The organism is Rhodococcus sp. OK302, from assembly GCF_002245895.1.
Lineage (GTDB): Bacteria > Actinomycetota > Actinomycetes > Mycobacteriales > Mycobacteriaceae > Rhodococcus_F.
In genome coordinates, this window is sequence record NZ_NPJZ01000001.1 from 1,928,560 (window position 1) to 1,953,409 (window position 24,850).

General features: G+C 62.5%; 25 protein-coding genes and 1 pseudogene. 14 read left to right on the forward strand and 12 right to left on the reverse strand.

Annotated features, from left to right (window positions below; genetic code table 11):
* Window positions 1–8: 8 nt before the first annotated feature.
* The 4 genes and pseudogenes from BDB13_RS08920 to BDB13_RS08935 all read right to left on the reverse strand — a co-directional run bounded on the left by BDB13_RS08920 (window position 9) and on the right by BDB13_RS08935 (window position 3,470).
* Entirely contained in the window at window positions 9–617 is a 609-nt protein-coding gene (locus BDB13_RS08920) for a response regulator transcription factor (protein ID WP_094271320.1), read from the reverse strand.
* Entirely contained in the window at window positions 614–1,738 is a 1,125-nt protein-coding gene (locus tag BDB13_RS08925; RefSeq protein ID WP_094271321.1) for a sensor histidine kinase, read from the reverse strand. The genes BDB13_RS08920 and BDB13_RS08925 overlap by 4 nt, the downstream gene beginning before the upstream one ends.
* Window positions 1,739–2,532 (reverse strand): annotated as a pseudogene (locus BDB13_RS08930) (ABC transporter permease).
* On the reverse strand, window positions 2,532–3,470 hold the full coding sequence (locus BDB13_RS08935; RefSeq protein ID WP_094271322.1) for an ABC transporter ATP-binding protein: 939 nt from the start codon (window positions 3,468–3,470) through the stop codon (window positions 2,532–2,534). Before BDB13_RS08935 ends, BDB13_RS08930 begins: the two are co-directional and overlap by 1 nt.
* A 146-nt stretch (window positions 3,471–3,616) precedes the next feature.
* Between BDB13_RS08935 and BDB13_RS08940 the strand changes: the two genes are divergently transcribed.
* The 3 genes from BDB13_RS08940 (at window position 3,617) to BDB13_RS08950 (ending at window position 7,189) form a co-directional block, all read left to right on the forward strand.
* Window positions 3,617–4,711, forward strand: a complete 1,095-nt coding sequence (locus BDB13_RS08940; protein ID WP_094274790.1) for a DNA alkylation repair protein — start codon at window positions 3,617–3,619, stop codon at window positions 4,709–4,711.
* Window positions 4,712–4,822: 111 nt separating this feature from the next.
* Window positions 4,823–5,770, forward strand: coding sequence for a hypothetical protein (locus tag BDB13_RS08945; RefSeq protein ID WP_094271323.1), 948 nt, complete (start codon window positions 4,823–4,825; stop codon window positions 5,768–5,770).
* Between the two features lie 330 nt (window positions 5,771–6,100).
* Window positions 6,101–7,189, forward strand: a complete 1,089-nt coding sequence (locus tag BDB13_RS08950; protein ID WP_094271324.1) for a 3-deoxy-7-phosphoheptulonate synthase — start codon at window positions 6,101–6,103, stop codon at window positions 7,187–7,189.
* A 10-nt stretch (window positions 7,190–7,199) separates the two neighbouring features.
* Here the strand turns inward: BDB13_RS08950 and BDB13_RS08955 are convergent, their stop codons facing one another.
* Window positions 7,200–7,994 (reverse strand): hypothetical protein, encoded by a 795-nt coding sequence (locus tag BDB13_RS08955; RefSeq protein ID WP_254922763.1) that lies wholly within the window; start codon window positions 7,992–7,994, stop codon window positions 7,200–7,202.
* A gap of 84 nt (window positions 7,995–8,078) precedes the next feature.
* Here BDB13_RS08955 and BDB13_RS08960 point away from each other — a divergent pair, with 84 nt between their 5' ends.
* Both BDB13_RS08960 and BDB13_RS08965 read left to right on the forward strand, forming a co-directional pair.
* Window positions 8,079–8,903, forward strand: coding sequence for a crotonase/enoyl-CoA hydratase family protein (locus tag BDB13_RS08960; RefSeq protein WP_094271326.1), 825 nt, complete (start codon window positions 8,079–8,081; stop codon window positions 8,901–8,903).
* Window positions 8,900–10,435: an AMP-binding protein gene (locus BDB13_RS08965; RefSeq protein ID WP_094271327.1), complete on the forward strand. Its 1,536-nt coding sequence runs from the start codon at window positions 8,900–8,902 to the stop codon at window positions 10,433–10,435. Before BDB13_RS08960 ends, BDB13_RS08965 begins: the two co-directional genes overlap by 4 nt.
* A gap of 46 nt (window positions 10,436–10,481) precedes the next feature.
* Here BDB13_RS08965 and BDB13_RS08970 read toward each other — a convergent pair whose 3' ends face one another.
* From BDB13_RS08970 to BDB13_RS09000, 7 genes are all read right to left on the reverse strand, one after another.
* Window positions 10,482–11,693, reverse strand: coding sequence for an acetyl-CoA C-acetyltransferase (locus BDB13_RS08970; RefSeq protein ID WP_094271328.1), 1,212 nt, complete (start codon window positions 11,691–11,693; stop codon window positions 10,482–10,484).
* Between the two features lie 25 nt (window positions 11,694–11,718).
* The gene (locus tag BDB13_RS08975) at window positions 11,719–12,537 is read right to left on the reverse strand and encodes an IclR family transcriptional regulator domain-containing protein (RefSeq protein WP_094271329.1); all 819 of its coding nucleotides are present in this window, start codon (window positions 12,535–12,537) and stop codon (window positions 11,719–11,721) included.
* Window positions 12,534–13,715: a bifunctional 3-oxoadipate enol-lactonase/4-carboxymuconolactone decarboxylase PcaDC gene (pcaDC, locus tag BDB13_RS08980; protein ID WP_094271330.1), complete on the reverse strand. Its 1,182-nt coding sequence runs from the start codon at window positions 13,713–13,715 to the stop codon at window positions 12,534–12,536. Before pcaDC ends, BDB13_RS08975 begins: the two co-directional genes overlap by 4 nt.
* Window positions 13,712–15,040: a 3-carboxy-cis,cis-muconate cycloisomerase gene (gene pcaB, locus BDB13_RS08985; protein WP_094271331.1), complete on the reverse strand. Its 1,329-nt coding sequence runs from the start codon at window positions 15,038–15,040 to the stop codon at window positions 13,712–13,714. Before pcaB ends, pcaDC begins: the two co-directional genes overlap by 4 nt.
* A gap of 11 nt (window positions 15,041–15,051) precedes the next feature.
* Window positions 15,052–15,684, reverse strand: a complete 633-nt coding sequence (pcaG, locus tag BDB13_RS08990; RefSeq protein WP_094271332.1) for a protocatechuate 3,4-dioxygenase subunit alpha — start codon at window positions 15,682–15,684, stop codon at window positions 15,052–15,054.
* The gene (gene pcaH, locus BDB13_RS08995; protein WP_094271333.1) at window positions 15,677–16,396 is read right to left on the reverse strand and encodes a protocatechuate 3,4-dioxygenase subunit beta; all 720 of its coding nucleotides are present in this window, start codon (window positions 16,394–16,396) and stop codon (window positions 15,677–15,679) included. The genes pcaG and pcaH overlap by 8 nt, the downstream gene beginning before the upstream one ends.
* A 162-nt stretch (window positions 16,397–16,558) precedes the next feature.
* Entirely contained in the window at window positions 16,559–17,542 is a 984-nt protein-coding gene (locus tag BDB13_RS09000) for an NAD(P)H-dependent flavin oxidoreductase (protein ID WP_094271334.1), read from the reverse strand.
* 332 nt (window positions 17,543–17,874) lie between these two features.
* On the opposite strand from BDB13_RS09000, the gene trxB reads away from it, so the two are divergent.
* The 9 genes from trxB (at window position 17,875) to BDB13_RS09045 (ending at window position 24,790) form a co-directional block, all read left to right on the forward strand.
* Window positions 17,875–18,870 (forward strand): thioredoxin-disulfide reductase, encoded by a 996-nt coding sequence (trxB, locus tag BDB13_RS09005; protein WP_094270575.1) that lies wholly within the window; start codon window positions 17,875–17,877, stop codon window positions 18,868–18,870.
* Between the two features lie 40 nt (window positions 18,871–18,910).
* On the forward strand, window positions 18,911–19,234 hold the full coding sequence (trxA, locus tag BDB13_RS09010; RefSeq protein ID WP_094270576.1) for a thioredoxin: 324 nt from the start codon (window positions 18,911–18,913) through the stop codon (window positions 19,232–19,234).
* A 297-nt stretch (window positions 19,235–19,531) separates the two neighbouring features.
* Window positions 19,532–20,959: an aromatic ring-hydroxylating oxygenase subunit alpha gene (locus BDB13_RS09015; protein ID WP_254922764.1), complete on the forward strand. Its 1,428-nt coding sequence runs from the start codon at window positions 19,532–19,534 to the stop codon at window positions 20,957–20,959.
* A gap of 2 nt (window positions 20,960–20,961) precedes the next feature.
* Window positions 20,962–21,549: a 3-phenylpropionate/cinnamic acid dioxygenase subunit beta gene (locus BDB13_RS09020; RefSeq protein WP_094271335.1), complete on the forward strand. Its 588-nt coding sequence runs from the start codon at window positions 20,962–20,964 to the stop codon at window positions 21,547–21,549.
* Window positions 21,546–21,857, forward strand: coding sequence for a hypothetical protein (locus BDB13_RS09025; RefSeq protein ID WP_094271336.1), 312 nt, complete (start codon window positions 21,546–21,548; stop codon window positions 21,855–21,857). The genes BDB13_RS09020 and BDB13_RS09025 overlap by 4 nt, the downstream gene beginning before the upstream one ends.
* Entirely contained in the window at window positions 21,854–22,636 is a 783-nt protein-coding gene (gene hcaB / locus BDB13_RS09030) for a 3-(cis-5,6-dihydroxycyclohexa-1,3-dien-1-yl)propanoate dehydrogenase (RefSeq protein ID WP_094271337.1), read from the forward strand. Before BDB13_RS09025 ends, hcaB begins: the two co-directional genes overlap by 4 nt.
* A 38-nt stretch (window positions 22,637–22,674) precedes the next feature.
* The gene (locus BDB13_RS09035) at window positions 22,675–22,872 is read left to right on the forward strand and encodes a ferredoxin (protein ID WP_094271338.1); all 198 of its coding nucleotides are present in this window, start codon (window positions 22,675–22,677) and stop codon (window positions 22,870–22,872) included.
* Entirely contained in the window at window positions 22,869–24,071 is a 1,203-nt protein-coding gene (locus BDB13_RS09040; protein WP_094271339.1) for an NAD(P)/FAD-dependent oxidoreductase, read from the forward strand. Before BDB13_RS09035 ends, BDB13_RS09040 begins: the two co-directional genes overlap by 4 nt.
* Complete coding sequence (locus tag BDB13_RS09045; RefSeq protein WP_206041709.1) at window positions 24,071–24,790, forward strand: class II aldolase/adducin family protein; 720 nt, start codon at window positions 24,071–24,073, stop codon at window positions 24,788–24,790. The genes BDB13_RS09040 and BDB13_RS09045 overlap by 1 nt, the downstream gene beginning before the upstream one ends.
* Window positions 24,791–24,850 lie beyond the last annotated feature (60 nt).

Below are 24,850 nucleotides of genomic sequence, written 5' to 3' on the forward strand. Positions count from 1 at the left end.
GTGTCTGATCAAAGCCACCCGTTCGAGTTCGCAATCCGAACGGACTCCGCGCGCGTCGTGCCACCGGTCTTGCCCATCGCCGACGACAGGTGATTGCGAACGGTGCCGGCAGTGAGAAAGAGTTCCGCAGCGATGGTGGCTACGGGCGCGCCGGTCCGGGCGGCGCGCAAGACCTGGGTCTCGCGGTCGGTCAAGGGCGACTCTCCGCTGACCAGGCTATCCGCTGCCAGCGTCGGATCGACGACGCGCAATCCCGCGTGCACCCGTCGTACCGCGTCTGCGAGTTGTCGCGCGGGAGTGTCCTTGACGACGAACCCGGCTGCCCCGGCTTGTAGTGCCTTCCGGAGGTACCCCGGGCGCCCGAAGGTGGTGACGATCAGGATGCGTGTCGTCGGTACTGCGTCGCGCAGTGCCGCAGCGGCTGCAATGCCATCCATCCCCGGCATTTCCACGTCCAGCAATGCCACATCCGGTTGGTGCTCGAGCGCTGCTGCCACCACCTCGTCGCCGCGGCCGACTTCGGCAACTACCGTCAGGTCGGATTCGAGATCGAGGAGCGCGGCAAGCGCCCCTCTCACCAGAGCTTGGTCGTCTGCGAGCAGTAGGCGGATCGTCACGTTGTCTCCTGCTCCAGCACCTGTAGCGAAAAACCTTGTGGCGACGGGCTCGTGATGATGACGCGTGCTCCGGCGGACGCTGCGCGTTCACGTAGGCCGGTCAATCCGTTGCCGATCGTCGCACGCCCCGAAGCGACACCGTTGTCGGTTACTTCAACGCTGTTCGCGTCCACTGTGATTGTGCATTGTGTTGCGGCGCTGTGGCGTACGACGTTGGTGACGCCTTCACGAATTGTCCAGGCGAACAACTCTCGGAGGTGACCGGGAACCATTTCCGTGCTGTTCGGAGTGTGATCTTCGATGCCGGCGGCGCGTAAGGCCTCGCGAGCACGGGCTATCTCCATCGGAAGCGAGATAGTGCGAAAACCGTCGACTGCTGATCTCACATCGGCCAACGCATCGCGGGAAAGGCGTTCGAGATCGTCGAGTTCACTTCGGGCCCGGTTTATGTCGATGTCGAGCAATCGGTTGGCCAGCTCGGCTTTCACGGTGATGACTGTGAGTGAGTGCCCCAGGATGTCGTGAAGATCGCGGGCCATTCTTGCCCGTTCCTCCATGACAGCGCGATGTTCCTGTTCTTCGCGTTCGTGGAGCATCGTGAAATTGCGCCGGATGAGGGACATGACGCCCCACGTGGCAAAAGCGGCGGCACACACTCCGAGTGACAGGCCGGAATAGTTTCCCCATCCGGCCGAAGCGCTGACGATTTCCACTGACGCCGCAAATATCAACGTGAGGACGCCGCCGGCCACGGTCGGCAGCATGGTCACGGCGGTGACAGCGAGGTAGGGCGCAGCGGCAAGGCCGGTCGGACCGAGGCTGATGATCATCACAGCAGCGAGCGCTGTGAGTCCCGCCAGTGTGAGAGCGGCCCAGAGAAGCGTCGGCTCGGTACTTGTGATCCGACGACGCTGCTGAGCTCGGTAGAAGGTGTGGAGATACAGCGTGCTGAATCCGAGCGTGGCGAGAATGCCCGCCCAACCACGCAGTTCGTCGCGGTGATTCCACCCTTCGATGAGCGGGCCACCGAGAAAGACCATCCAGACGGCGGCAAACAGAATGCCGAAACGATTCCATCGCGGTTGTGCGACGGAATCGGCTCGGTGGGTGGTCTCGGACAACTACACACGCTCCGTATCTCGCTGGAATCGCCAGACCGCGCCGACGGCGAAGATGGCGAACCACACCAGGATATTGGCGATCCAGGTCCAATGAAGGGAATTGCCGGTCAGTGGTGCGTGTGCCAGCGCGTTGATGCCGAACATCGGAGTGAATTGAGCGATGGTTGCCCAGACCGAACCGTCTTGCAAGGGCACGAAGAGTCCGCCGCCGAAGGCCAGCAGTGCCAGACCGGGGCCGAGAAGTTGCATGACGTTTTCACTTGGCAGCAGATAGCCCATGAACAAGCCGAAAGCGGCGAAGATGGCAGAACCTAGCCAAGCGATCAATGCTGTTGTGAACCAGAGCGATCCGTCCATCTGCGCACCGGTGAACGAACCCGCGAGATATACGACGAGAATGGAGATGAGGCCGAGAGTCATTGCCATGATCAGTTTGACGACGATATAGGCCACCGGTGTCAGTGGTGTCAGCCTCAGTTGGCGACTCCAACCCGACGCGCGCTCGATGGAGACCATTGCGCCCCCGCTGGTCGTGGCAAGCATCGCGCCGTACAGCGCCATACTGATCATGATGTAGGCAGCGACATTTCCGTGTTCGATACCGTGATCCTCGTTTCCCTGACCCAGACCGAAAACGAGATAGAACACCACCGGCATGATCAGTGTGAAATCATCGTCCGTCGATTGCGGGTCAAGCGTCGAAACTCGATGCGCAGCAAGGTTGTATTGAAACCGCCGAGCGGTGCAACGGCGCGATCTTCTCTGTAAGTGGGGGTTTCGGAAACTCGGGTCATCACAATTGTCCTTCGGTGGTGTCGGAGGTGAGCGCGATGAACGCGTCTTCGAGTCCGCGCGAGATGATTTCGAGGTCGCGTGCTTGCGTGTGTGTGAGCAGGTAGCGTGCGACGGAATCGGTGTCCCGGGAATGGGCTACGAGAGTGTCGCCGTTCAGCTCGATCGAATCGCAGTTCGGAATCGATTGCAGGGCTTGCTTATCCAGATTCGGGATGTGCGCTCGCAGCGTCCTCCCAGCGACCATCGACTTGATCTCCGATGTTGTCCCGTCCGCAACGATCCGGCCGTGCCGAACAAGAATGATTCGGTCGGCATACGCGTCGGCCTCCTCGAGGTAGTGCGTTGCAAACAGCACGGTGCGACCTTGGTCGGCGTCTGCCCGGATTGCCGACCAGAAGTCTCGTCGCCCTTCCACGTCCATTCCGGTCGTCGGTTCGTCGAGAATCAACAACCGCGGATCCGACAGAAGTGCCATTGCAAACCGGAGGCGCTGCTGCTGACCGCCGGAGCACTTTTTCACGAGTCGCCCGGAGATATCGAGGATTCCGGCCCGGTCGAGGACGTCGTCGACCGGACGCGCGTGGGCGTAGAGGCTCGCGGTCAGGGCGACGGTCTCGGCAACGGTCAACTCGGGGAGCAATCCGCCGCTCTGCATGACAGCGGAGACGAGTCCCCGCGCGATGGCGGCATGAGGTGGCATCCCGAAAACGTCGACCTTGCCCGATGTGGGCCGAGACAGCCCGAGAATCATGTCGACCGTGGTGGTCTTTCCGGCGCCGTTGGGACCGAGGAACGCAACAATCTCGCCGGGTTCGATGCTCAGGTCGATACCGTCGACGGCGACAACGGAACCGAACTCCTTGCGGACTCCGGTCAACCGGACTGCGTCACCCGCCGAGACTCTCGACTGTGTCTGTAGTGCGTGTGCTGAGGTCATAGGTTCAATCTGCCGCCTCGGGGAGAGTTGTTCCTCGGCTGTCCGTCACCTTTTACCCATGACAACTGTCATGGGTTTACGGCGAAGGTTGTCGGACGTTGGACGTACTCTGCCCGCATGACCGACCAACTCACGGCGTGGTGCTGATGCCGACCGCAGATGAACTACTCGGAACGGCTGTCGTCGCGGACTTGGCGCGTTGTCTCGAACGCGCGACGGGGCGAAAACGTCTGGACGGCGTGCGAGGCTCGGCCGCGGGATTCGAAGGATTGAGCCTGAGTGAACGCACACGGGTTGTCCGGGATGCGATGCTGAACGAGCTTCCCGACGACTATTCGGCTTTCGCGCAGATCATTCGCGCAGCCTTGGCCGAGGACGCATTCACCGGGTGGATGATCTGGCCGGTCACAGAAGCTGTCGCAGTGTCGGCAACACAAGATCCTGAGCGATTCGACGACGGAATGGCGTTACTCGCCGAGCTGACTTGCCGTTTGACCGGTGAATTCGCGATTCGTACGTTCCTCGACGCGAATCTCGAGCGAGCGTTGGAGATAGTGCTCGGATGGACTGATCACGAGGACGAGCACGTTCGACGCCTTGCCAGCGAGGGAACGCGGACACGGCTGCCGTGGGCTCGGCGAGTGAAGGCACTGACAGCGCAGCCCGAGTCCACGATTCCGATTCTCGACGCGTTGTACCGCGACGAGTCCGAGTACGTGAGGCGATCGGTCGCGAACCACCTCAACGATCTCAGTCGTGCTGATGCAGCACTGGCCGTATCGACTGCGAAGCGTTGGTTGCAGGCTTCCGATTCCAACACCCTCAAGGTCGTCAAACATGCCCTACGGACATTGGTGAAGTCCGGTGACCCAGATGCACTGTCGCTCTTGGGGTTCGCGCCGCCGGTCAATGTAGTGGTTTCGGAATTCGTGATCGATCGTGACGTCGTCGATGCAGGTGGTGAACTTAACTTCGACTTCGCCGTCACGAATAACGGCAGTGACTCGGTGACCGTGGTGATCGACTACATCGTTCATCACGTCAAGGCCAACGGGCAGACAACGCCCAAGGTCTTCAAGCTGACTACGCGAACGCTTCCACCCGGAGTCCCCGCACTCATCGCCAAGAGGCATTCCTTCAAGCCGATCAGCACACGCAAGTACTACGCCGGTGAGCACGCCGTCGAGGTGCAGATCAATGGTGTGCGTCAGGTACGCAGCGCATTTCTTCTGGAGGCGTAGCCGGGTTGGCTGAACGAGGTGAGGCCGGCGGCTTCACCCGAGATGGGCGACGCCAGCGGTTCCACGGGCGATTAACGTCGACTTGACCTGTTCGTGAGAGAAGGGACGCCCGTGGCCGACATCGTGACCCGCGACAACTTCGTCGAAGCTGAAACCGCGCACTACTTCCGGGAGCAACTCGCCAAGGCCCCAGTCAACGAGTACTTCCACTCCCGGGTACCGGTGAGCGTCGAAACCCAAGTCGTGATCCGGTCGAACGTGGACCTGATCTACTCTTTCGCGGTCGTCGACGTGACCGAGGAGGCCACTTTCTCGCTCGCGCCGTCCAGCGAATACCAGGTTGCGGAGATCATCGACGAGAACCACTACGTCGTCGGAGTGATCTACCCCGGTGAGACGTTGACGGTGCGCAATACCGACCTCTCCGCCGGCACACACGTGTATGTCGCGGGCCGCACCACGACTGTCGGTGGGCTCGAACGTGCCCACGAATTACAGGACGCGCGCCGGATCACCGCCGCGACCGCCAACCCGTATCAAGGTCGGGAGTTCGACGAGGACACCCGTAAGTCGGTCGGTGCCGAACTGGAAACCCATGCCGCTGAAGCGGACTTCTCCCAGGGCTTCGGTACCCCAGCCAGCACGGACTCCTACCAGCACCTGCTGGCCGCCCGCCTGGGCTGGGGCGGTCTGCCGCCCGAGGATGCACAGTACTTCCAGGCTGAGGCCACATCCACCGGTGCTGATGTGTGGACCTTCGATGTTCCGCCGCTGGACTACGAGCACAACGGATACTTCTCGGTGATCAAGTACGACGGGATGGGTTGGCTCGACGTTGACCGACCCGGCCTTTCCGACAGCGAACTGGTCCGCAACGACGACGGCACCATCAGCGTCTGGTTCGGCGACGATCGCGTAGCGAACAATCCGAACGTCATCTGCGCGACCGAGGGGCAGAAGTTCTACTACGGCATGCGTGTCTACCGTCCGCGGGACGCCGAGGAAACTCGTCAATTCATCGAAAAGGTTCGGTCGACGCCGATTACGCCGTCCGACTGACGCCTGCGATCTGGAATCGAGGTGCCGCACGATCGAGCTCGAACAGGTGCCCTCCGCCCCACGGTGGACTCGCGATGCGCACGACGCTCATGTCGAGCCTCTGATCGATTGGACCGCCAGGCCTACGGTGGCCATTCACACTCACGCTGAACTCGAGGTATGGTGGCCGACATGCAGCGCGTGTATTTCTGGTTTAGCAGGCCGGCCCCGGGTGGGCCTGCCAGCGTAACCATGCGCTGACAACCTCCACCCAAGAGCCGGATTACAGACCGGCTCGCTGGAGTTCATTTCACCTCTGGGGTCGGCCTGAGAACAGGAAACCGAAACCCCATGACTGTCACCATCAACACCACAGCCACATCGGACAGCCTCGATGATCAGCGCACTGTCAGTATCAGTCCGCTCGTCTCACCGGCGACTATCCGTGCTCAGCACGCTCCCGACGAGGTCGCGGCTGCAACTGTGCGTACCGGTCGCGCCGACACCATCAACATCCTCAACGGCGATGACGACCGACTCATCGTCGTCGTCGGACCGTGCTCGGTGCATGATCCCGAAGCTGCCATGGATTACGCCCGTCGACTGGCCGCCAAGGCCGAAGAATTGCGCGATGACCTGCACATCGTCATGCGCGTCTACTTCGAAAAGCCGCGTACGACGCTGGGCTGGAAGGGTCTGCTCAACGACCCGCACCTCGACGGCACGTACGACGTCAATACCGGTCTCGGTATCGGCCGCAAGCTGCTTCTCGACGTGTCCGGTCTCGGATTGCCGGTCGGCTGCGAATTCCTCGACCCGATCATGCCTCAGTACATCGCAGACCTCGTCAGCTACGGAGCTATCGGTGCCCGCACTGCGGCCAGCCAGGTGCATCGCCAGCTGTGCAGCGCATTGTCCATGCCCGTTGGCATCAAGAACTCCACCGAAGGTGATGTGCAGGTAGCCGTCGACGGAACCCGCGCTGCGGCAGCAAGTCACGTCTTCCCCGGCACCGATCTCGATGGTCAGGCCGCACTGATCCGCACCGCCGGAAACCCGGATTGTCACGTTATCCTTCGCGGCGGCAGCGACGGTCCGAACTACGATGCCGAGACCGTCGCCGATACCCTTGCGCGACTGCGTAAGTCGAATCTGCCGGAGCGCGTGGTCATCGACGCGAGCCACGGCAACAGCAGCAAGGACCACGAGCGTCAGGTCATCGTGCTCGACGACATCGCCCGTCGTCTCACCGAAGGCGAGCAGGGAATTGCCGGCGTCATGCTGGAGAGCTTCATCGAAGCCGGTCGTCAGGACCTGACCTTGGGCAAGGCCGACGAGCTCACCTACGGACAGTCCATCACCGACGCGTGCATCGACTGGTCCACCACTGCAGCGCAATTGGATCGTCTGGCGCAGGCTGTTGCAGCTCGGCGGGCCTGACTCACAACCGTCAGAGCTGTAGTAGTGACCACCACAATTCGCGTGAGGCGACCTGATACTCGAGCATGTGAGTGATCAGGTCCCTCAGCGGCTGTTGGGGTTCGAGTTCCTCGGGTAAGAGTGGATTTCGGATGATCACCGCTATCACGGCGCTGCCGAGGAGCAACGATTCGCGAGCGGCTTCTTCGCGGCTGACCGAGAATCGGCGTTTTTCGGCGGTGGTCAGTGACTCGCGGGCATCGGCGATTTCGGCGAGCAAGGTGTCTGAATCCCACAAACCGCGCACGGCCGCGTCGTCGTCGTCGGTCAGGGAGTCGACGCGCATGACCATGGACTCGGGTGATGCGCCGAGCCTGTGCAGTGCCGATCGAGCGTTGCCGACGCCGCCGTCGAGATTATTCGGACGTACTGACAGCGTCGGCGTCCATTCTGCGTAGCCCGCCAGGCGAAGTGCTTGGTCGTGTCGGCGAGCGGCCGTACGGTCGCTTCGCTTCAATGCAGATTGTTCGACAGCGATCCATGACCCATCCCAGGTCCGGAGTCGATCCACACGTGTACGCCACCCTTCTACCTCGCCGTAGGTCGGAAATCCCTCTGGGTTGAGGATGTAGGTTCCGCGGGCTGTGCGACGTAGCTTTCCTTCTTTGCACAGGCGCCCGGCCGCCACCCGGATGCTTGACGCGGTGACGCCGATCAATTCGCCTGCTCGGGTCAGCATTGTCGTGCTGAATTCGGTCTCCGGGCTTGCCGTCGCCAGATCCAGGACAACTCGTCCGGCGGACAACGCTCGATCAATTTGTAACAACTTTTCGACAACTCCTGACAAATCTTGTTACAAGTGGCATGGTGGGTATTGGGAAACCTTAACCGTGAGAAGTGAGGAAGTATCGTGACCGACTCCGATCAGCCGGGCAGAGATGTCTACGTCGAGCGAGACAACGGCGTCACCACCATCGTCATGAACCGTCCGGATCGCAAGAATGCAGTGGACGGACCGATGGCAGCACAACTGCGGGATGCGTTCCTCGAGTTCGAGGCCGACGACACCCAGCGAGTCGCGATTCTCTGGGGTTCGGGTGGAACATTTTGCGCCGGAGCGGATTTGACTGCTGTCTCGGATCCTGCCCGCGTGCATGAACTGCACCCCGAAGGTGGCGGCACCGGCCCGATGGGCCCCACCCGGTTGGCGCTGTCCAAGCCTCTGATCGCTGCGGTCAGTGGATACGCGGTGGCTGGGGGATTGGAGCTGTCCTTGCTTGCAGATCTACGAGTGTGCGAGGAAGACTCGGTTTTCGGAGTTTTCTGCCGACGTTGGGGAGTGCCACTGATCGATGGTGGGACGGTGCGACTGCCCCGGATCGTCGGGCAAGGCCGCGCACTTGACATGATCTTGACCGGCCGCCCGGTTGATGCGAGGGAAGCGCAGTCCTTCGGACTCGTGAATCGTGTTGTTCCGGTTGGTGAGTCCTTGGCTGCGGCACAGGAACTCGCGCGTCAGTTGACGGCATTTCCTCAGCTCTGCATGCTGGCTGACCGCGAGTCGGCCTATCGATCTTTCGATCTTCCCCTCGCCGAGGCACTTCGAGCAGAAGGTGTTGCCGGCAATCCGATTGTTGCCGCCGAAGGCGCACGCGGCGCCGCTGAATTTGCTGCTGGTGCCGGACGCCACGGCCGCTTCGAAAACAACGATCCGAACGAGGAGAACGCCACATGATGCCCATCACCCGAGATTTGATCGTTCGAGGCGCCCGTCAGCATGGACCGCGCACGGCAGTCGTGTTCGGCGATCAGTCGATGACCTTCACCGAAGTGGATGAACTCAGTAGCCGGTTGGCGCACGCGTTGATTGCGCTGGGAGTTGGGCGCGGATCGCGAGTTGCACTGTTGGTCAACAACTCTCTCGCCAGTGTGCCGACAGATTTTGCGTGCGTGAAGGCCGGAATCAACCGGGTGCCTTTGAACTCGAGACTCTCACTCGACGAGCATTCGAGGATGCTCGAGGACACGGACAGTGCCTATATCGTATTCGGCCCCGACCTCGCAGACCGTGCATCTGACCTCGCCGAGCGATTCCCGGATCGGACGTTCATCGGGCTCGAAACACCGAGTGGCGGAATGGATTCTCTGCTGGACCAGGCTCGGACTATGCCCGCGACCATTCCGGACGTCGAGGTCGAGGCAGAGGACGTCATCCTTACGCTGTTCACCTCCGGGACTACCGGAACTCTCAAGGCGGCGCAGCACACGCAGAGTAGTTACGCCGGAATCTGCCGAAACGTGTTGCTCAACCTCGTGCCGGTGACACCGGACGATACGATGCTGCATGCGGCATCACTGATTCACGCGAGCGGAGTCTTCGTCCTTCCGTTCTGGCTGCGCGGCGGCAAGACTGTGATTCTCCCGGGATTCGATCCGTCGACGTTCATGACGTCGATAACCGAGCATCGGGCCACCACAATCAACTTGGTGCCGACCATGATTCAAATGCTCGTCGAACGGCCGGATTTCACCACGGCCGATATCTCCAGCCTGAAAGCGGTGATCTACGGTGCATCGCCGATGCCGCTCGCGACCATCGAACGAGCGATGGACGCCTGGGGGCAGCATCGATTCCTGCAGTACTACGGACAGACCGAAGCACCCCTGTGCATTGCCGTTCTGCGGCCTGAAGATCACACCCCGGAACGGTTGCTGTCCTGCGGTCAGCCGGCCATCGACGTCGAGATTCGACTGCTCGATTCCAAGGGCAACGAAGTGCCACAAGGGGAACCGGGTGAAATCGTCATCCGTTCGACGTCCGCGATTTCCGGCTACTTCAACGCGCCCGAGCTCAATGCGGAGACATTCACGGACGACGGCTGGGTACACACCCGCGACATCGGTGAATTCGACGCCGAAGGTTTCCTGTTCCTCAAGGATCGTGCGTCGGACATGATCATCAGCGGCGGATACAACGTCTACCCGCGTGAGGTCGAGGATGCGCTACTGACACATCCGTCAGTGCGCGAAGTGGCAGTGGTCGGTACGGCGGATGCAAAATGGGTGGAAGCTGTGACGGCCGTGGTGGTGCTGAAGGAAGGGATTGCGGAGGATGACGCACTGCAGGCGGAATTGGTAGCTCACGTCGGCGAGCGGTTGGCGTCGTACAAAAAGCCGCGACGCGTGGTCTTTGCCGAATCGGTTCCGAAAACGGCTGTGGGCAAGCTCAACCGAAAAGCGCTGCGGGACAGCCTCAACGACGCATGACCTGCGGAGAGTCGCCCTACGTTCGGTGGCGGCTCTCCGCAGTGTGTCAGCTGAGGCGTTCGAACACTGCCGCCAGCCCCTGGCCGCCGCCGATGCACATCGTTTCGAGGCCGTAGCGGGCTTCGCGACGGTCCATCTCGCGAAGCAAGGTCGCCAGGATTCGTCCACCGGTTGCGCCGACCGGATGGCCGAGCGAGATGCCGGAACCGTTGGGGTTGATCCGCGCGTCGTTGGGTTCGAGCTTCCAGGTGCGGAGAACTGCAAGTGCCTGTGCGGCAAAGGCTTCGTTGAGTTCGATGACGTCCATATCGGCCAAGGTCAGTCCGAGGCGACCCAGTGCTTTCTCCGAGGCTGGGACGGGGCCGATACCCATGGTGCGGGGAGGAACACCGGCGACGCTCCAGCTCGCCAGGCGGGCAAGGGGGCGTAGGCCCAGCGCACGTGCCTTCTCTGCTGTGGTGACGATTGCCAGTGCGGCACCGTCGTTCTGGCCACTCGCATTTCCGGCGGTGACGGTCGCGTCGGGGTCGATCTTGCCGCGCATGGGGCGAAGGCGGGCAAGCGATTCCATCGAGGTATCAGCACGCGGATGCTCATCGGTGTCGATGAGAAGGGCGTCGCCCTTGCGCTGTGGAACGGCGACCGGAACGATTTCTTCGGCAAAGATGCCGTTCTTCTGGGCGGCTACGGCGCGCTGATGCGACTGCACTGCCAGTGCATCCTGATCCTCACGACTGATGGCGAACTCGGCACGCAGGTTCTCGGCGGTTTCGATCATGCCACCGGGAACCGGGAAGTCGCGGCCACCGGCAGTGACGCGGGCGCGGGCCAACCGGTCGCTGAGCGCAACGGCTTCTCCCTTGACGCCCCAACGCATTCCGGTGGCGTAAAACTCGGCTTGGCTCATCGATTCGGCGCCGCCGGCGAGAACCAGATCGCTGCCGCCGGACTGAACCTGCATGACTGCCTGGATAATTGCCTGCAATCCGGATCCACAGCGGCGATCCACCTGCATACCCGGAACGTCAATGCCCAGTCCGCTGTTGAGCGCGGCGATGCGTCCGATCGCGGGAGCCTCTCCTCCCGGAGAGGCTTGTCCCAGAATGACGTCGTCTACATCAGCGCCGGAAATGCCAGTGCGCGTGATGAGTTCGGCGATCAGGGTCGAGGCAAGATCTTCTGGCGCGATGTCACGGAAGACGCCGCCGAAGCGGCCTACCGGGGTTCGGAGGGGTTCACAGATAACTACGTCAGGCACGATGGTTCCTTGTGGTGTGTCTCGATCAGCGAGTCGCGGTCGAGGGATTGTTCGAGGACTGGGTGCGGCCGAGGTCGACGGAAATGGCATCCGCCGTCGCGAGGGCTGCCGGCACCAATTCGGTGAGAACGGCTTCGGCGGAGTATCGAGCGGCCTGGGTCGAGATGTTCACTGCCGCAACCACGTCGCCGGTTGCATCTCGAATGGGAGCGGCGAGCGAACGCAATCCTTCTTCGAGTTCCTGGTCAACTACGGCGAAGCCGTCGGCACGGATCTTCTGCAGCTCGGCGCGCAGGCCTACAGCAGTGGAGACAGTCTTACCGGTGAGCCGTGTAAAGGAAACCCGAGTCAGGTACGCATCGAGTGCGGCGTCGGATAGCCCGGCGAGCAATACGCGACCCATGGACGTGGCGTAGGCGGGGAAGCGAGTGCCGATGGTGATCGAGACTGTCATGATGCGACTGACCGGAACACGAGCCACATACACGACGTCGTCGCCGTCGAGGATGGACACGGAGGTCGATTCACGGACCTTGGCAGACAACGCTTCCAGATGTGGGCCCGCGATTTCGGGCAGGGACAAACTGGAGAGGTAGCTGTAGCCGAGTTCGAGTACGCGCGGTGTCAGCCAGAACACCGAACCATCCGTACGAACGTACTCGAGTTCGACGAGAGTGAGCAGGAACCGACGCGCAGTGGCACGTGTGAGATCCGTGTGCCGGGCAACATCACTGAGCGTTTGACGCGGATTCTCGGCGTCAAACGCCTTGATGACGGACAGTCCGCGGGCCAGCGACTGGACGTAGTCGGTTGACGGTCCCGGCGACTGCTCGTTCTCGCTCATGATGTGGTGTTCTCCTCGGGCTTCGGCGTGAGATCGGCGAGGGCCTGCTTTCCCAGCGCAAAAGCCTGATTGCTGTTCGGCACGCCCGCGTAGACCGCGGTATGGAGAAATACTTCCACGAGTTCGTCAGGATCTGTCCCGGCACGCAGTGCGGCGCGGATGTGCATGTCGAGTTCGTGCTCGTTACCGACAGCGGTGAGGATCGCCAACGTGAGCAGTCGGCGGGTGTGGTGATCGAGGCCGGGGCGCGACCAGATGTCACCCCACGCCGTGCGGGTGATGAAATCCTGGAACGGTGCGGTGAACTCGGTGGACCCGGCGATGGACCGATCGACGTGAGCGTCGCCGAGGACCTGACGACGGACGGTCATCCCGGCCTCGATGGTTGCGCTGCGCTGAGCTACAGCCGGTGTATTCGAAGTAATATGCGCAGCAATGAGTTTGGTGACGCGTCCGGCCTGCTCGACGCTAGCGAGATGCGCGCCAGGGTTGACGACGTGCATCACGGAATCGGCGATACCGTCGGCGATTGCCGCCACCGTGGCCGGGGGAGTAGCGACGTCCTGCTCGCCGGCGATGAGGAGCGTCGGAGCCACGATGCGGGCGAGGTCGGCACGGCCGTCCCAGGTCGAGAGTGCTTCGCAGCAGGCGGCGTAACCCTCGTCGGGTGTTGCTTTGACCATCGCGATATGGCGAGCGACCAACTCGGGATCCTGCTCGGTAAGACCGGCGGTGAACCAGCGTCCCACTACGGCCTCAGCGATTGACGCAATCCCGTCGGTGCGCACAGCCTCGGCGCGGTCGATCCACGGCTGGGCGGGGGCGAACTGCGACGACGTGCAGAGCAAGGTCAGAGTATCGACGCGAGTGGGGTGGTGCGCGGCAATCCATTGGCTGACGGCGCCGCCGAGGGAGAGCCCGACCAGATGCGCCGACTCGAGTTCGAGGGAATCGAGCAGCGCGATGACGTCCCCACCGAGGTCCGCGACGGTGTACGGACCGGCCGGCACCGGCGACTGGCCGTGGCCACGATGATCGACGGCAATGACCCGGAACCGATTCGACAGTGCATGAATCTGCGGCTGCCACATGGAGAGATTGGAGCCGAGCGATCCGAGGAGGATCACTGCGGGAGCCGCCGGATTGCCGGACTGCTGAAAGTTGAGGGCGACGCTCATCGTGAATCTCCTGTGGGGCGCCCCGCCAGGGCTCTGTCGACCAGATCGGTGGCGTGGCCTAGATAGTGTGCTGGATCAAGAAGTTCGGAAAGCTCGGCGAGGTTCAGATGTTCGGTAATTGCCGGATCCTGATCCAGGCGAGTGCCGGAAGCGGCTGCAGCAGTAACGATGTCACGTGCACGGTCGGTGTGCGCCGAGAGCGCTTTGGTGACACGCTCCGCCAGGATCAAGCCGTCGGTGATGTCGAGATTGCGTGCCATTGCATCGGTATGTACCTGCAGGCCGGTGAGACTGACCGACAGTTGGTGTGCTGCGCCGCCGGCCAGTCGGAGGAGATCGGTGACGGTTTCCCACTCGGCATGCCAGGGACCAGCCGCCCGTGCGAACTCATGGTCCATATTGGACAGGGCGGTGGCGACCAATGCGGGAACGCGTCTCGCTGCGGCGCGCGCGGTGATTGCGGCGACGGGATTCTGCTTGTGCGGCATGGCAGACGAACCACCGGGAGCATTTTCGGCTACCTCGGACAACTCGGTGGAGGCCATGGTGGTGATGTCGGTAGCGGGCTTGGATACTGCGCCGGCCACAATGCCCAGGGCGGTGGCCAACTCGGCGATGGTCACGCGATCGGTATGCCACGGCACAACCTGCCGGGCCAGCCCGAGCTCGTCGGCAAACGCGTCGGCCAGGGTGAGACCGTCTGGATACGACGCGGCGAGTGTGCCTGCCGCGCCGCCGAATTGAACGGGAAGCGTCGACAATACGGCGTCGAGTCGGGCAGCCGCAGAGTCGAGTGCAGTGAACCAACTGGTTGCGAGCAAGCCGAAGGTAGTCGGAAGTGCTTGTTGGCCCAGGGTTCTCGCTACCATCGGCGTGGATCGGTAGGTCCGGGCGAGGTGTGCTGCGGCGTCGGCGGCCCGGGTCAGATCTGCGAGCACGACAGAACCGGCCCGTCGTGCCAACAACATCAGTGCGCTGTCCATGATGTCCTGGCTGGTAGCGCCTGGATGCACAACCTTGCCGGGGACCCCGGCTAGCGCCGCTCTCTCGCGCAGAATCTTCACCAGCGGAATAACGGGATTTCCGCCGGCAGCAGAGGCGCGCCCCAACGCCGCGATGTCGAGGCCGCCGGGCTGTGACAACTCCGCAGCAGCCGAAGCTACGGCAGCGCAGTGCTCACCGTCGGCCAACCCGAGCGTGGCGGCTGCGCAACTCAGCGCGGCCTCCACGTCGAGCAAGGCCGTGACCCAGGCCTGGTCGGACAGGTGCTCGGCCACCTTATTGGCTCCGAACACCGGATCGAACAAGTCGCCGCGGGTGGGCATGTGCACTCCTCTTACAGTTCGAAGAACGGCGTCTCGACGCCGTCTGCGTTGGCATCCTGAACATAGACCGTCCAGGAGTACCCACCGTCGACTTTGGTAGCCACCAACTTCGCGCGTTCGCGTTCGGTCAACGAGCTCAGCACAGGATCAACCGCATGCGCGTCAGTGTCTTCGGGGAAGTAGAGCCGAGTGACAAGACGGTCGAGCATGCCGCGGGCGAATACCGAGACGTTGACGTGTGGAGCTTCCTCCACCTCGGATTCGGTAGGAAGCGCGCCGGGCTTGACGGTATTAACCAGGGCCGTTCCGGTGGAATCGGCTGCGCTGCGGGCAAACCCGCGGAAGCCGGCCGGAGTGAGCTCCACGACGCCGCGCGGATCATCGGGATGGTTGAAGCGTCCGAGTGCGTCGGCCTGCCACGTCTCGATCATGACGTCGGAGATGGGGGCACGGCTGCCGTCGATAACGGTGATGGCCAGCGTGATTCGGCCGTCGGCGCCTTCGGGAGCTGCATCCGGGCCATCGGTCCACGGCAGGCCGATGTGCCAGTAAGGTCCGACGGTCTGCGAAGGGGTCACGCCGAAGGGGGTCGTGGTGAAATCTCCAGGTACAACCGGGTAGATGGGTGCCGGCTTCTCAGTCATCGTGATCTTCCTCGTTCTCGAATACGGATGCATTGCGCCCGCGCAGGACGATGTCGAAGCGGAATCCCAGAGCCCAGTTGGGGACGGTGGCGTCGTAGTCGAAGACGCTGACCATACGGTGGCGTGCCTCTTCGGGAACCGCGTTGTAGATCGGGTCCTGGAAGAACATCGGATCGTCCGGGAAGTACATCTGAGTGACGAGGCGCTGGGTAAAGGCAGTGCCGAACAACGAGAAGTGGATGTGTGCGGGACGCCAGGCGTTGTCGTGGTTCATCCACGGGTAGGCGCCGGGCTTGACGGTCGTAAACGAGTAGTGCCCGTTTGCATCAGTCACGCAGCGACCGAGACCGTTGAAGAACGGGTCGAGCGGAGCGGGCCAGTTGTCGCCGGTGTGGCGGTAGCGTCCGCCGGCGTTGGCCTGCCACACCTCGAGCAGTGTGTGGGGGACGGGCTTGCCGTCACCGTCGAGAACACGGCCGTGAACCACGATGCGCTGGCCCTGTGCTTCGCCGCCGTTGGCGATGGTCAGATCATTTTCGCCCGCGCCGACGCGGTCCTCGCCGAATACCGGCCCGGTCAGTTCCGTGAGGCGCTGGGGGAGCAGCTTCAGCGGTTGCTTGGGGTGGCGCAGAGAGGTGGTCTTGTAGTCCGCGAAATCGGCCGGGGCATTGACGCCAGTCGGCCGCTGGTACCGCGGCGGTAGATGCAACATGGGGAACCTCGTCGTTCGGTTTCTGTTCGCAATACGTACTTGGGTTCACAATACGCACACTTGGTGCGACTGTCATCACGATGGTGGACGGTGTCCACCTCACTGCAGTTGAGGCAGGTCTCCGTCGTTGACGAAAAGGACGGCGTTGTCGACCTGCCTGTTCTAGACCGAGATGCTTTCGGTCATCGAGCGCAGTCGTGCGCCGATGATGTCCTCGGCTTCGGACATGATGCGCTGCACCAACTCGTTGACGGTGGGGATGTCGTGGATGAGGCCCTGCGAGGTGCCGACGGTCCAGATGCCTGCGTCAGGGTCGCCCTTTTCGTAGACGGTGCGCCCGCGAGCGCCGGCGACGAGTTCCCGAACATCTTCGAATTGTCCTCCGCGTGAGAGTATTTCGACAACTTCGCGGCTTACGGTATTGCTTGCGACACGCGCGGTGTTTCGAAGTGGTCTGAAGATGAGTTCGGTATGTGTTTCGTCGGCGGCGACGATTGCTTCCTTGATGTTCTGGTGAATCGGGGATTCCGCGGTGCACATGAAGCGTGTGCCCATGTTGATGCCATCGGCGCCGAGGGCCAGCGCGGCCACGAGTCCTCGGGCGTCGGCGAATCCACCCGACGCGACCATCGGAATCGAGATTTTCTCTGCCGCTGCGGGGATCAAGACCAGTCCGGCTACGTCGTCCTCGCCGGGGTGGCCGGCGCATTCGAAGCCGTCGATGCTGATGCCGTCGACTCCGAGATCCTGAGCCTTCACTGCGTGACGCACGGTGGTGCATTTGTGCAGAACTTTGATTCCGGCGTCGTGGAACATGGGCAGGTGCGGTCCGGGGTTGGAGCCTGCGGTTTCGACGATCTTCACTCCTGAGTCGATGATCACCTGGCGGTATTCGTCGTACGGGGGCGGAGTGATGGAGGGAAGGATCGTGAGGTTGACTCCAAATGGCTGATCTGTGAGATCGCGGCATCGGGCAATTTCATTCGACAGGTCGGCCGGTGTGGGCTGGGTCAGTGCAGTGATGAATCCGAGTGCGCCGGCATTGGCAACGGCGGCAACGAGTTCCGCTCGTCCTACCCATTGCATGCCGCCCTGCACGATGGGGTGGCGAACGCCGAACGTTTCCGTGAATGCTGTTGAGATCATGAGAGTTCTTGTCGTCCTGTCTGAGGGAGTCGGGATTGCCCTGCAATGTCTCGCGTAGTGATGAATTTACTTAGCGATCGCTATGGAGGTATTATGCGTAACTATAGACAGCCAAGTGACTCTAGGAAGTCGGGCACTGTTCATTCGGGAGCGTGTTGGCACCCCCCGGTATCCGAATGGTCTTGCTAGGCAACCTGTTCGGCTGTCCGGATCAGTCAGGTCCAATGTGCCGATGTCAAATCCCGCCTGTAGGCCCTGATCGTCGAGGTCGCGGCTCCGTCGATATCGGGCGATCGCCCGAGCTTCCCATTTGCCCTGTGAAAGAGGCTCGCATGACCACTCCGTCAACGGTCCATGACGTCATCATTGTCGGTTCCGGCCCCGCCGGATACACCGCAGGTGTCTACACCGCGCGCGCCGAGCTCCAGCCCCTCCTCTTCGAGGGAACCCAGTTCGGCGGCGCCCTCATGACCACCACCGAAGTCGAAAACTTCCCCGGATTCCGCGAAGGAATCATGGGCCCCGACCTCATGGAACAGATGCGCGAACAAGCCCTGCGCTTCGACACCGACATCCGCACCGAAGACGTCGACGAAATCGACCTGCGCCAGCCGATCAAAACCGTCGTCGCCAACGGCGAAACCTACGCCGCCCACGCGATCATCCTGGCCATGGGCGCCGCAGCCCGTTACCTCGGCATCGACGGCGAAGAACGCCTGCTCGGCCGCGGCGTCAGCGCCTGCGCCACCTGCGACGGGTTCTTCTTCCGCGACCAGGACATCGTCGTCGTCGGCGGCGGCGACTCCGCCATGGAAGAAGCCACCTTCCTCACCCGCTTCGCCCGCTCCGTCACCCTGGTGCACCGCCGCGAAGAGTTCCGGGCCTCGCGCATCATGCTCGAACGCGCCAAGGCGAACGAGAAGATCCGGTTCCTGATCAACACCGAACCCCTCGAAGTGTTGGGCGAGAACAGTGTCACCGGCCTGAAGGTCCGCGACACCGTCACCGGCGAAACCTCCACCCTCGCCATCACGGGCATGTTCGTCGCCATCGGCCACGATCCGCGCAGTGAACTCGTCAAGGGCCAGGTCGATCTCGACGACGCCGGCTACGTCCGCGTCGCCCCCGGTTCCACGGCCACCTCCGTCGACGGTGTCTTCGCGGCCGGTGACCTGGTCGATCACACGTACCGTCAGGCCATCACCGCTGCCGGCACCGGATGTTCCGCCGCCATCGACGCCGAACGTTGGCTGGCCGATCGCGGCGACATCACCGCCAACACCCTCGACGCCGCCGGTCATGCCGTCGATGTCGTCGGCGCACCCTGATTTCTGACCGCAGCTCGTTCACCACTTTCGAGGAGTAATCGTGTCGAATACCGTCACCATCACCGACGATTCGTTCAAGCAGGACGTTCTGGGCAGTGACAAGCCCGTTCTGGTCGACTTCTGGGCAACCTGGTGCGGCCCGTGCAAGATGGTCGCTCCGGTGCTCGAGGAAATTGCCGGTGAGAACAGCGACAAGCTGACCATCGCCAAGCTCGACATCGACGCCAACCCGGCGTCGGCCCGCGACTTCCAGGTGATGTCGATTCCGACGTTGATCCTGTTCAAGGGCGGCAAGCCGATCAAGACGATCGTCGGCGCCAAGGGCAAGGCTGCGCTGCTCAAGGAACTCGCGGACGTCTTGTGAGTTGGGGGGATTCTCGCAATCCCCACAGCCTCACCGCGCGTCTCAGGCCTGGCGATCCGGGTGGTGAAGCGGCGTGGAAGTAAGTGTGTGAAGCCACCGTGCACGTAAGTGTGCGGTGGCTATTTTTCGTGGAGCAGGAAACTCAGCCGCCTTCGATTTCTCTGCTTTACAGATACTGATTCTTCTCTGCGGAGACTCTACTCGGTGCGCCGGAACAAAACTGATGGTTGACATCGACCCTTCCTGAAAGCAGAATAACTTTCTGTACATCAGAAAACTATCGAAATGAGGCTTCTCATGCGTGACGCGGATGACGTTATTGCGAACGTCCGAAGAGGCATGCTCCCTGCGCACATCTACAACGACGCAGAGGTCTTCGAGGCCGAGAAGGAGCGACTGTTCAGCCGCGCATGGATGTTCGTTGCGCACGAGTCGGAGTTGCCGCAGGTCGGCGACTACGTCGTACGCCGCGTTATGGAGAACTCGTTCATCGTCAGCCGTGACCAGTCCGGCGAGATTCACGCGATGTTCAACATGTGCCTGCACCGCGGTATGCAGGTGTGCCGCGCCGAGCAGGGCAATGCCTCGCACTTCCGGTGCCCGTACCACGGCTGGTCCTACAAGAACGATGGCCGCATTGTCGGCATGCCGTTCCACAAGGAGGCCTACGGCGGCGAGGAAGGCTTCGCGCGCAAGGGTCAGCGACTGCTGCCCGCGCCCAGTCTGGGCATCTACAACGGGCTGATCTTCGTATCGATGGACCCGGACGCCGAGCCGCTGGAGGACTTCCTCGGCGACTTCAAGTTCTACCTCGACTACTACACGAAGCAGAGCGCCAGCGGCGTCGAGATCCGCGGACCGCAGCGTTGGCGAGTCAAGGCGAACTGGAAGATCGGCGCCGAGAACTTCGCCGGCGACATGTACCACACGCCGCAGACCCACACTTCCGTCGTCGAGATCGGCCTGTTCCGCGAGCCGAAGGCGGAGAAGCGCAAGGACGGCAACACGTACTGGGCCGGCAAGGGCGGCGGCACCACGTACAAGCTGCCTCCGGGAACCTTCGAAGAGAAGATGAGCTACGTCGGCTACCCCGACGAGATGATCGAGCGTATGAAGGAGCAGTGGTCCCAGGAGCAGGTCGACGTCATCGGACGCGACGGCTTCATGATCTCGGCTGCATCTGTCTTCCCGAACATCAGCCTGGTCCACAACTGGCCGAAGGTCGCTGAAGGCGACGACGTCCTGCCCTTCATCTCTATCCGCCAGTGGCAGCCCATCAGCGCCGACGAGACCGAGGTGCTCTCGTGGTTCGTCGTCGACAAGGAAGCCCCGGAGGAGTTCAAGAAGCTCTCCTACAAGGCCTACCTGATGTGCTTCGGCTCGAGCGGCATGTTCGAGCAGGATGACGTCGAGAACTGGGTTTCCCTGACCAACACGGCCGGCGGCTCGATGGCCCGTCGACTGCTGCTCAACGGCCGCATGGGCATGCTGCACGACGACAGCCCGGTAGTGCAGCCCTTGACCGAGGACGAGTTCTGCGGTCCCGGCGTCGCACATGTCGGCTACGGCGAATACAACCAGCGGCACCTACTCAACGAGTGGGCCGACTACCTGGAGAAGCCGGCGCCCGTGACGGAGAACATCCACGTCGGTGCTCCCAATGTCGATGGTGAGTGCAGCAGTGAGACGGCAGCGCAGTGCAGCAGCGAGAAGGCGGAGGCGTAACCATGAGCACCTACATCCCCATCGACTCCGCGAGTTCGCCTCTCGGACAGGACGCGTCGAAGACCGCGGCCGTGGGCCCATCGCTGGCGTTCGACGATCAGCGGCACCTGACAGCGCACCGCTGGCTCGTGGAGGAGACATACATCCTCGACCGGCAGGACTACGACGCCTGGCTGGAAACGCTTGCCGAGGACATCCACTACTTCATGCCGATCCGCGTCACGACGGCGCTGGGTACCGGCTACGACACGGCCAAGGACATGGCGCACTTCGACGAGGACAAGTACTCGTTGAGTCGCCGCGTCGCGCGTTTCGATACCGGCCACGCGTGGGCCGAGGATCCCCCGTCGCGACTGCGCCACCACCTGTCCAACGTCCGCACTTTCGCGACGGAGAACGAGAACGAGCTCGTCGTCGAGTCGGCAGTCCTGTTGTTCCGCAGTCGCGGCGACGTGCTGGAGCCCTCGCTGCTCTCGGTTGGTCGCGTTGACCTGCTGCGTCTCGAGGACGGCGTCTGGCGTCTGGCCCGTCGGCACATCGCCGCCGACGAGTCCGTGCTGCGCATGCAGAATCTGGCAGTGTTCCTGTGAAGCTCGGTTGGGAAGGCGAGGCCGAGGACGCCGCCGCGGCAGCCCTGGCCAACTCACGGCTCGGCGTGCTGCAGGACCAGCGCGACGGTGAAACCATCGTCATCGCAAACGAGTTCGCAGATATGCGGATCTCGAAGGTCCACACCCGCAACGGCGTTCGGCTGCTTATCGAATCACCGAAGTCCGGTCAGTGGATCACTCTCGACGCTCTCGAGCTCGAGGCTCTGACGTGGCAGAACGAGACGACACTGTCCGCGATGGTCGGGAAACCGTTCCAGTCGCTCCTCGACACCGAGGACGCTTCGTGACCGCCTGGCTCGACGGTAAGCGTGCGCTTATCGTCGGGGCCGGCTCGGGCATCGGGCGCGGTGTCGTCGACGCCTTCCTTGCCGAGGGCGCCAGCGTCGGTGTTCTCGAGCTCGACGCGGCCAAGTGCGAGGCCCTCGCGGCCGAGCACCCCGAGGTCGAGGTTGTCCAGGGCGACGCCACCAAGGCTGCCGCGAACCAGGCTGCGGTCGCTGCAGTCGTGGATCGCTTTGGTGGACTGGACATTCTGGTGAACTGCGTCGGTGTCTTCGACTTCTACCGCAAGCTCGAGAGCATCGATGCCGACTTGCTGGACCAGGCATTCGACGAAATATTTGCCATCAACGTCAAATCGCACCTGCACAGTGTCAAGGCCGCGACGCCCGCGCTGCGTGAGTCGGGCGGTTCCATCGTGCTCACCGAGTCGACGTCGGCCTACTACCCAGGTCGTGGTGGAACCCTTTATGTCGCATCCAAATTCGCTGTCCGGGGATTGGTAACCACCCTCGCCTACGAGCTGGCGCCGGACATCCGTGTCAACGGCGTCGCCCCCGGCGGCACGCTGAACACCGATCTGAGTGGGCTCGCGACGTTGGGTCTGACTGAGAATCGGCTCGACGGACCGGACCGCGCGAAGGAACTCGCCGGCCGAAACCCGTTGGGAGTCGCCCTCTCCGGCATCGACCATGCGTGGAGTTACGTATTCCTCGCCTCCGACCGATCACGTGGCATTTCCGGCCGCGTCGTTCATTCGGACGGCGGAATGGGCATCAAAGTTTAAGAGTCGCACCACGCGACCTACCGAAAGAAGAATCCTCAATGGCAATCCTCAAAGCGAATCTCGACCTGTGCCAAGGCTATGCAAACTGTGTGGTCGCGGCGGACGACGTCTACGACATGGACGACGACGGCCTGGTGGTGCTGCTCAAGGCCCGCGTGGACGAGTCCGACCGCCAGCGGGTCGAGACCGCGGCGAAGAGCTGCCCCGCCAACGCCCTCTGGCTGGAGGACGAGTGAGCGGCGGGGTTCTTATCGTCGGCGGCTCCGTCGGCGGAATCCGTACGGCCCGGGCGTTGCGTAATGAGGGCTACGCCGGGGCTGTAACGGTAGTCGAGGCCGAGTCGCATCTGCCGTACGACAAGCCGCCGCTGTCGAAAGTGCCACTCGACGGCGACGCACACGTTCCGCTGCTCACCGCCGAGGAGGCGCGTGAGCTCGGCATCGAGCTGGTGTTAGGCAGTGTCGCAGTCGAATTGCGTGCGCAGACCAACCAGCTGGTGCTCGCTGACGGCGTAGTTCTCGACTACGACGAGCTGGTGATCGCTACCGGCGCCGCTGCTCGTCCCTCGCCGTGGACCGGTCCTGGTGTGCATGTACTCCGCACTCTTGCCGACGCTCGCGCGCTGCGTGAGAGCCTTCAGGGTGCGAGCCGTCTCCTCGTCGTCGGTGCTGGGTTTATCGGTGCGGAGGTGGCCTCACTTGCACGTAAGCAAGGCATCGAAGTCACGATCGTTGATCCGGCGCCCATCCCGATGGCTCGTATTGTCGGAGATGGATTGGGAGAACGACTTTCGGATCTGCACCGGACCAATGGTGTCGAGACGAAGTTCGGTACCACGGTCAGCACACTCGATCGCGTTGACGGAGGTCTGCGGGCACAGCTCTCCGACGGCTCCGAATTCCCCGTCGACGCCGTTGTTGTGGGAATTGGTGCAGTTCTCGATGTCGGGTGGTTGGAGTCCTCGGGCCTGACACTCGACGACGGTGTCGTGTGCGACGAATACGGCCGCACGCCCACGTTCACACACATTCACGCCGTTGGTGACATCTCGAAGTGGTACCAACCGCGGCTCGACAAATCGGCGCGCGTCGAGCACTGGACCAACGCTGTCGAGCAGGCAAACACGGTGGCCCACAATATTGTTCACCCCGATGATCTACAGGCGCACGATCCGGTGGCCTATGTGTGGAGCGATCAGTACAACTGGAAGATTCAGTTGTTCGGAACCCGCGACACCACGGCTGATCCGCTAGTGGTGGAGCAATCCGATCCACTGCGATTGGCAGCGATCTGGCAGGACTCCGACGGCCGGGCAAGTGGCGGATTTACTGTCAACTGGCCCAAAGCGTCGGTTCAGCTCCGGCGGACTATCGCTGCCGGCGGCCCCGCCGATGCGGTGCATACGCAACTTTCTACCCCGGCGGTGAAGCGATGATGTCTGCGGAACTGAATGAACTGCGCGAACTGGTTGCGGAAGGCTGCCGCGTTTTGGCGGCTCGCCAACTAGCGCCCGGTATTCTCGGGCACATCAGCTACCGGATCGACGAGACGAAGCTGCTGGTTCGGTGCCGCGGCGCGCAAGAGCGCGGGTTGGCGCACACGACGGCGAAAGATATTCGGTTGGTCGAATTGACCGGCGAAGCAGGCGCTCCCGGTGAACTCGACGGCTACACCGTGCCGTACGAACTGCCGCTCCACAGTCGGGTGCTCGTTGCTCGCCCCGATGTCATGTCCGTGGTGCACGCGCACCCGGCCAATGTTGTGGCCGCCGATCTTGCCGGCCTGCCGATCTTGCCCATCGTGGGCGCCTACGACATTCCGGGAGCCGTCCTGGCTCACGGGGGAGTGCCCGTATTCCCCCGGGCCGCTTTGATTCACAACGCCGGCCTCGGTGACGATGTCGCTAATTCCCTGGGGGACCGGCCCGTGGTTCTCATGCGCGGACACGGCCTCACCTCCACCGGTACTTCGGTACAGGAAGCGGTGCTTCGCGCCATCTCGGTCGACACGATCGCGTCGTTGTCGTTGACCATCGTCTCGGCAGGCGGCACGCTGAGCCCGATCAGCGCCCAGGACTTGGCTGACTTGCCGAACCTGGGCTCCGGCCTCAACCTGGGAGCCGCGTGGCGTCACGAGGTATCCAGGCTCGGCTGAGCGCGAACTGTTCGTAAAAACTGCTCCCCGGAAGTTGGAACTGCGTGTCTCAGTCCAACT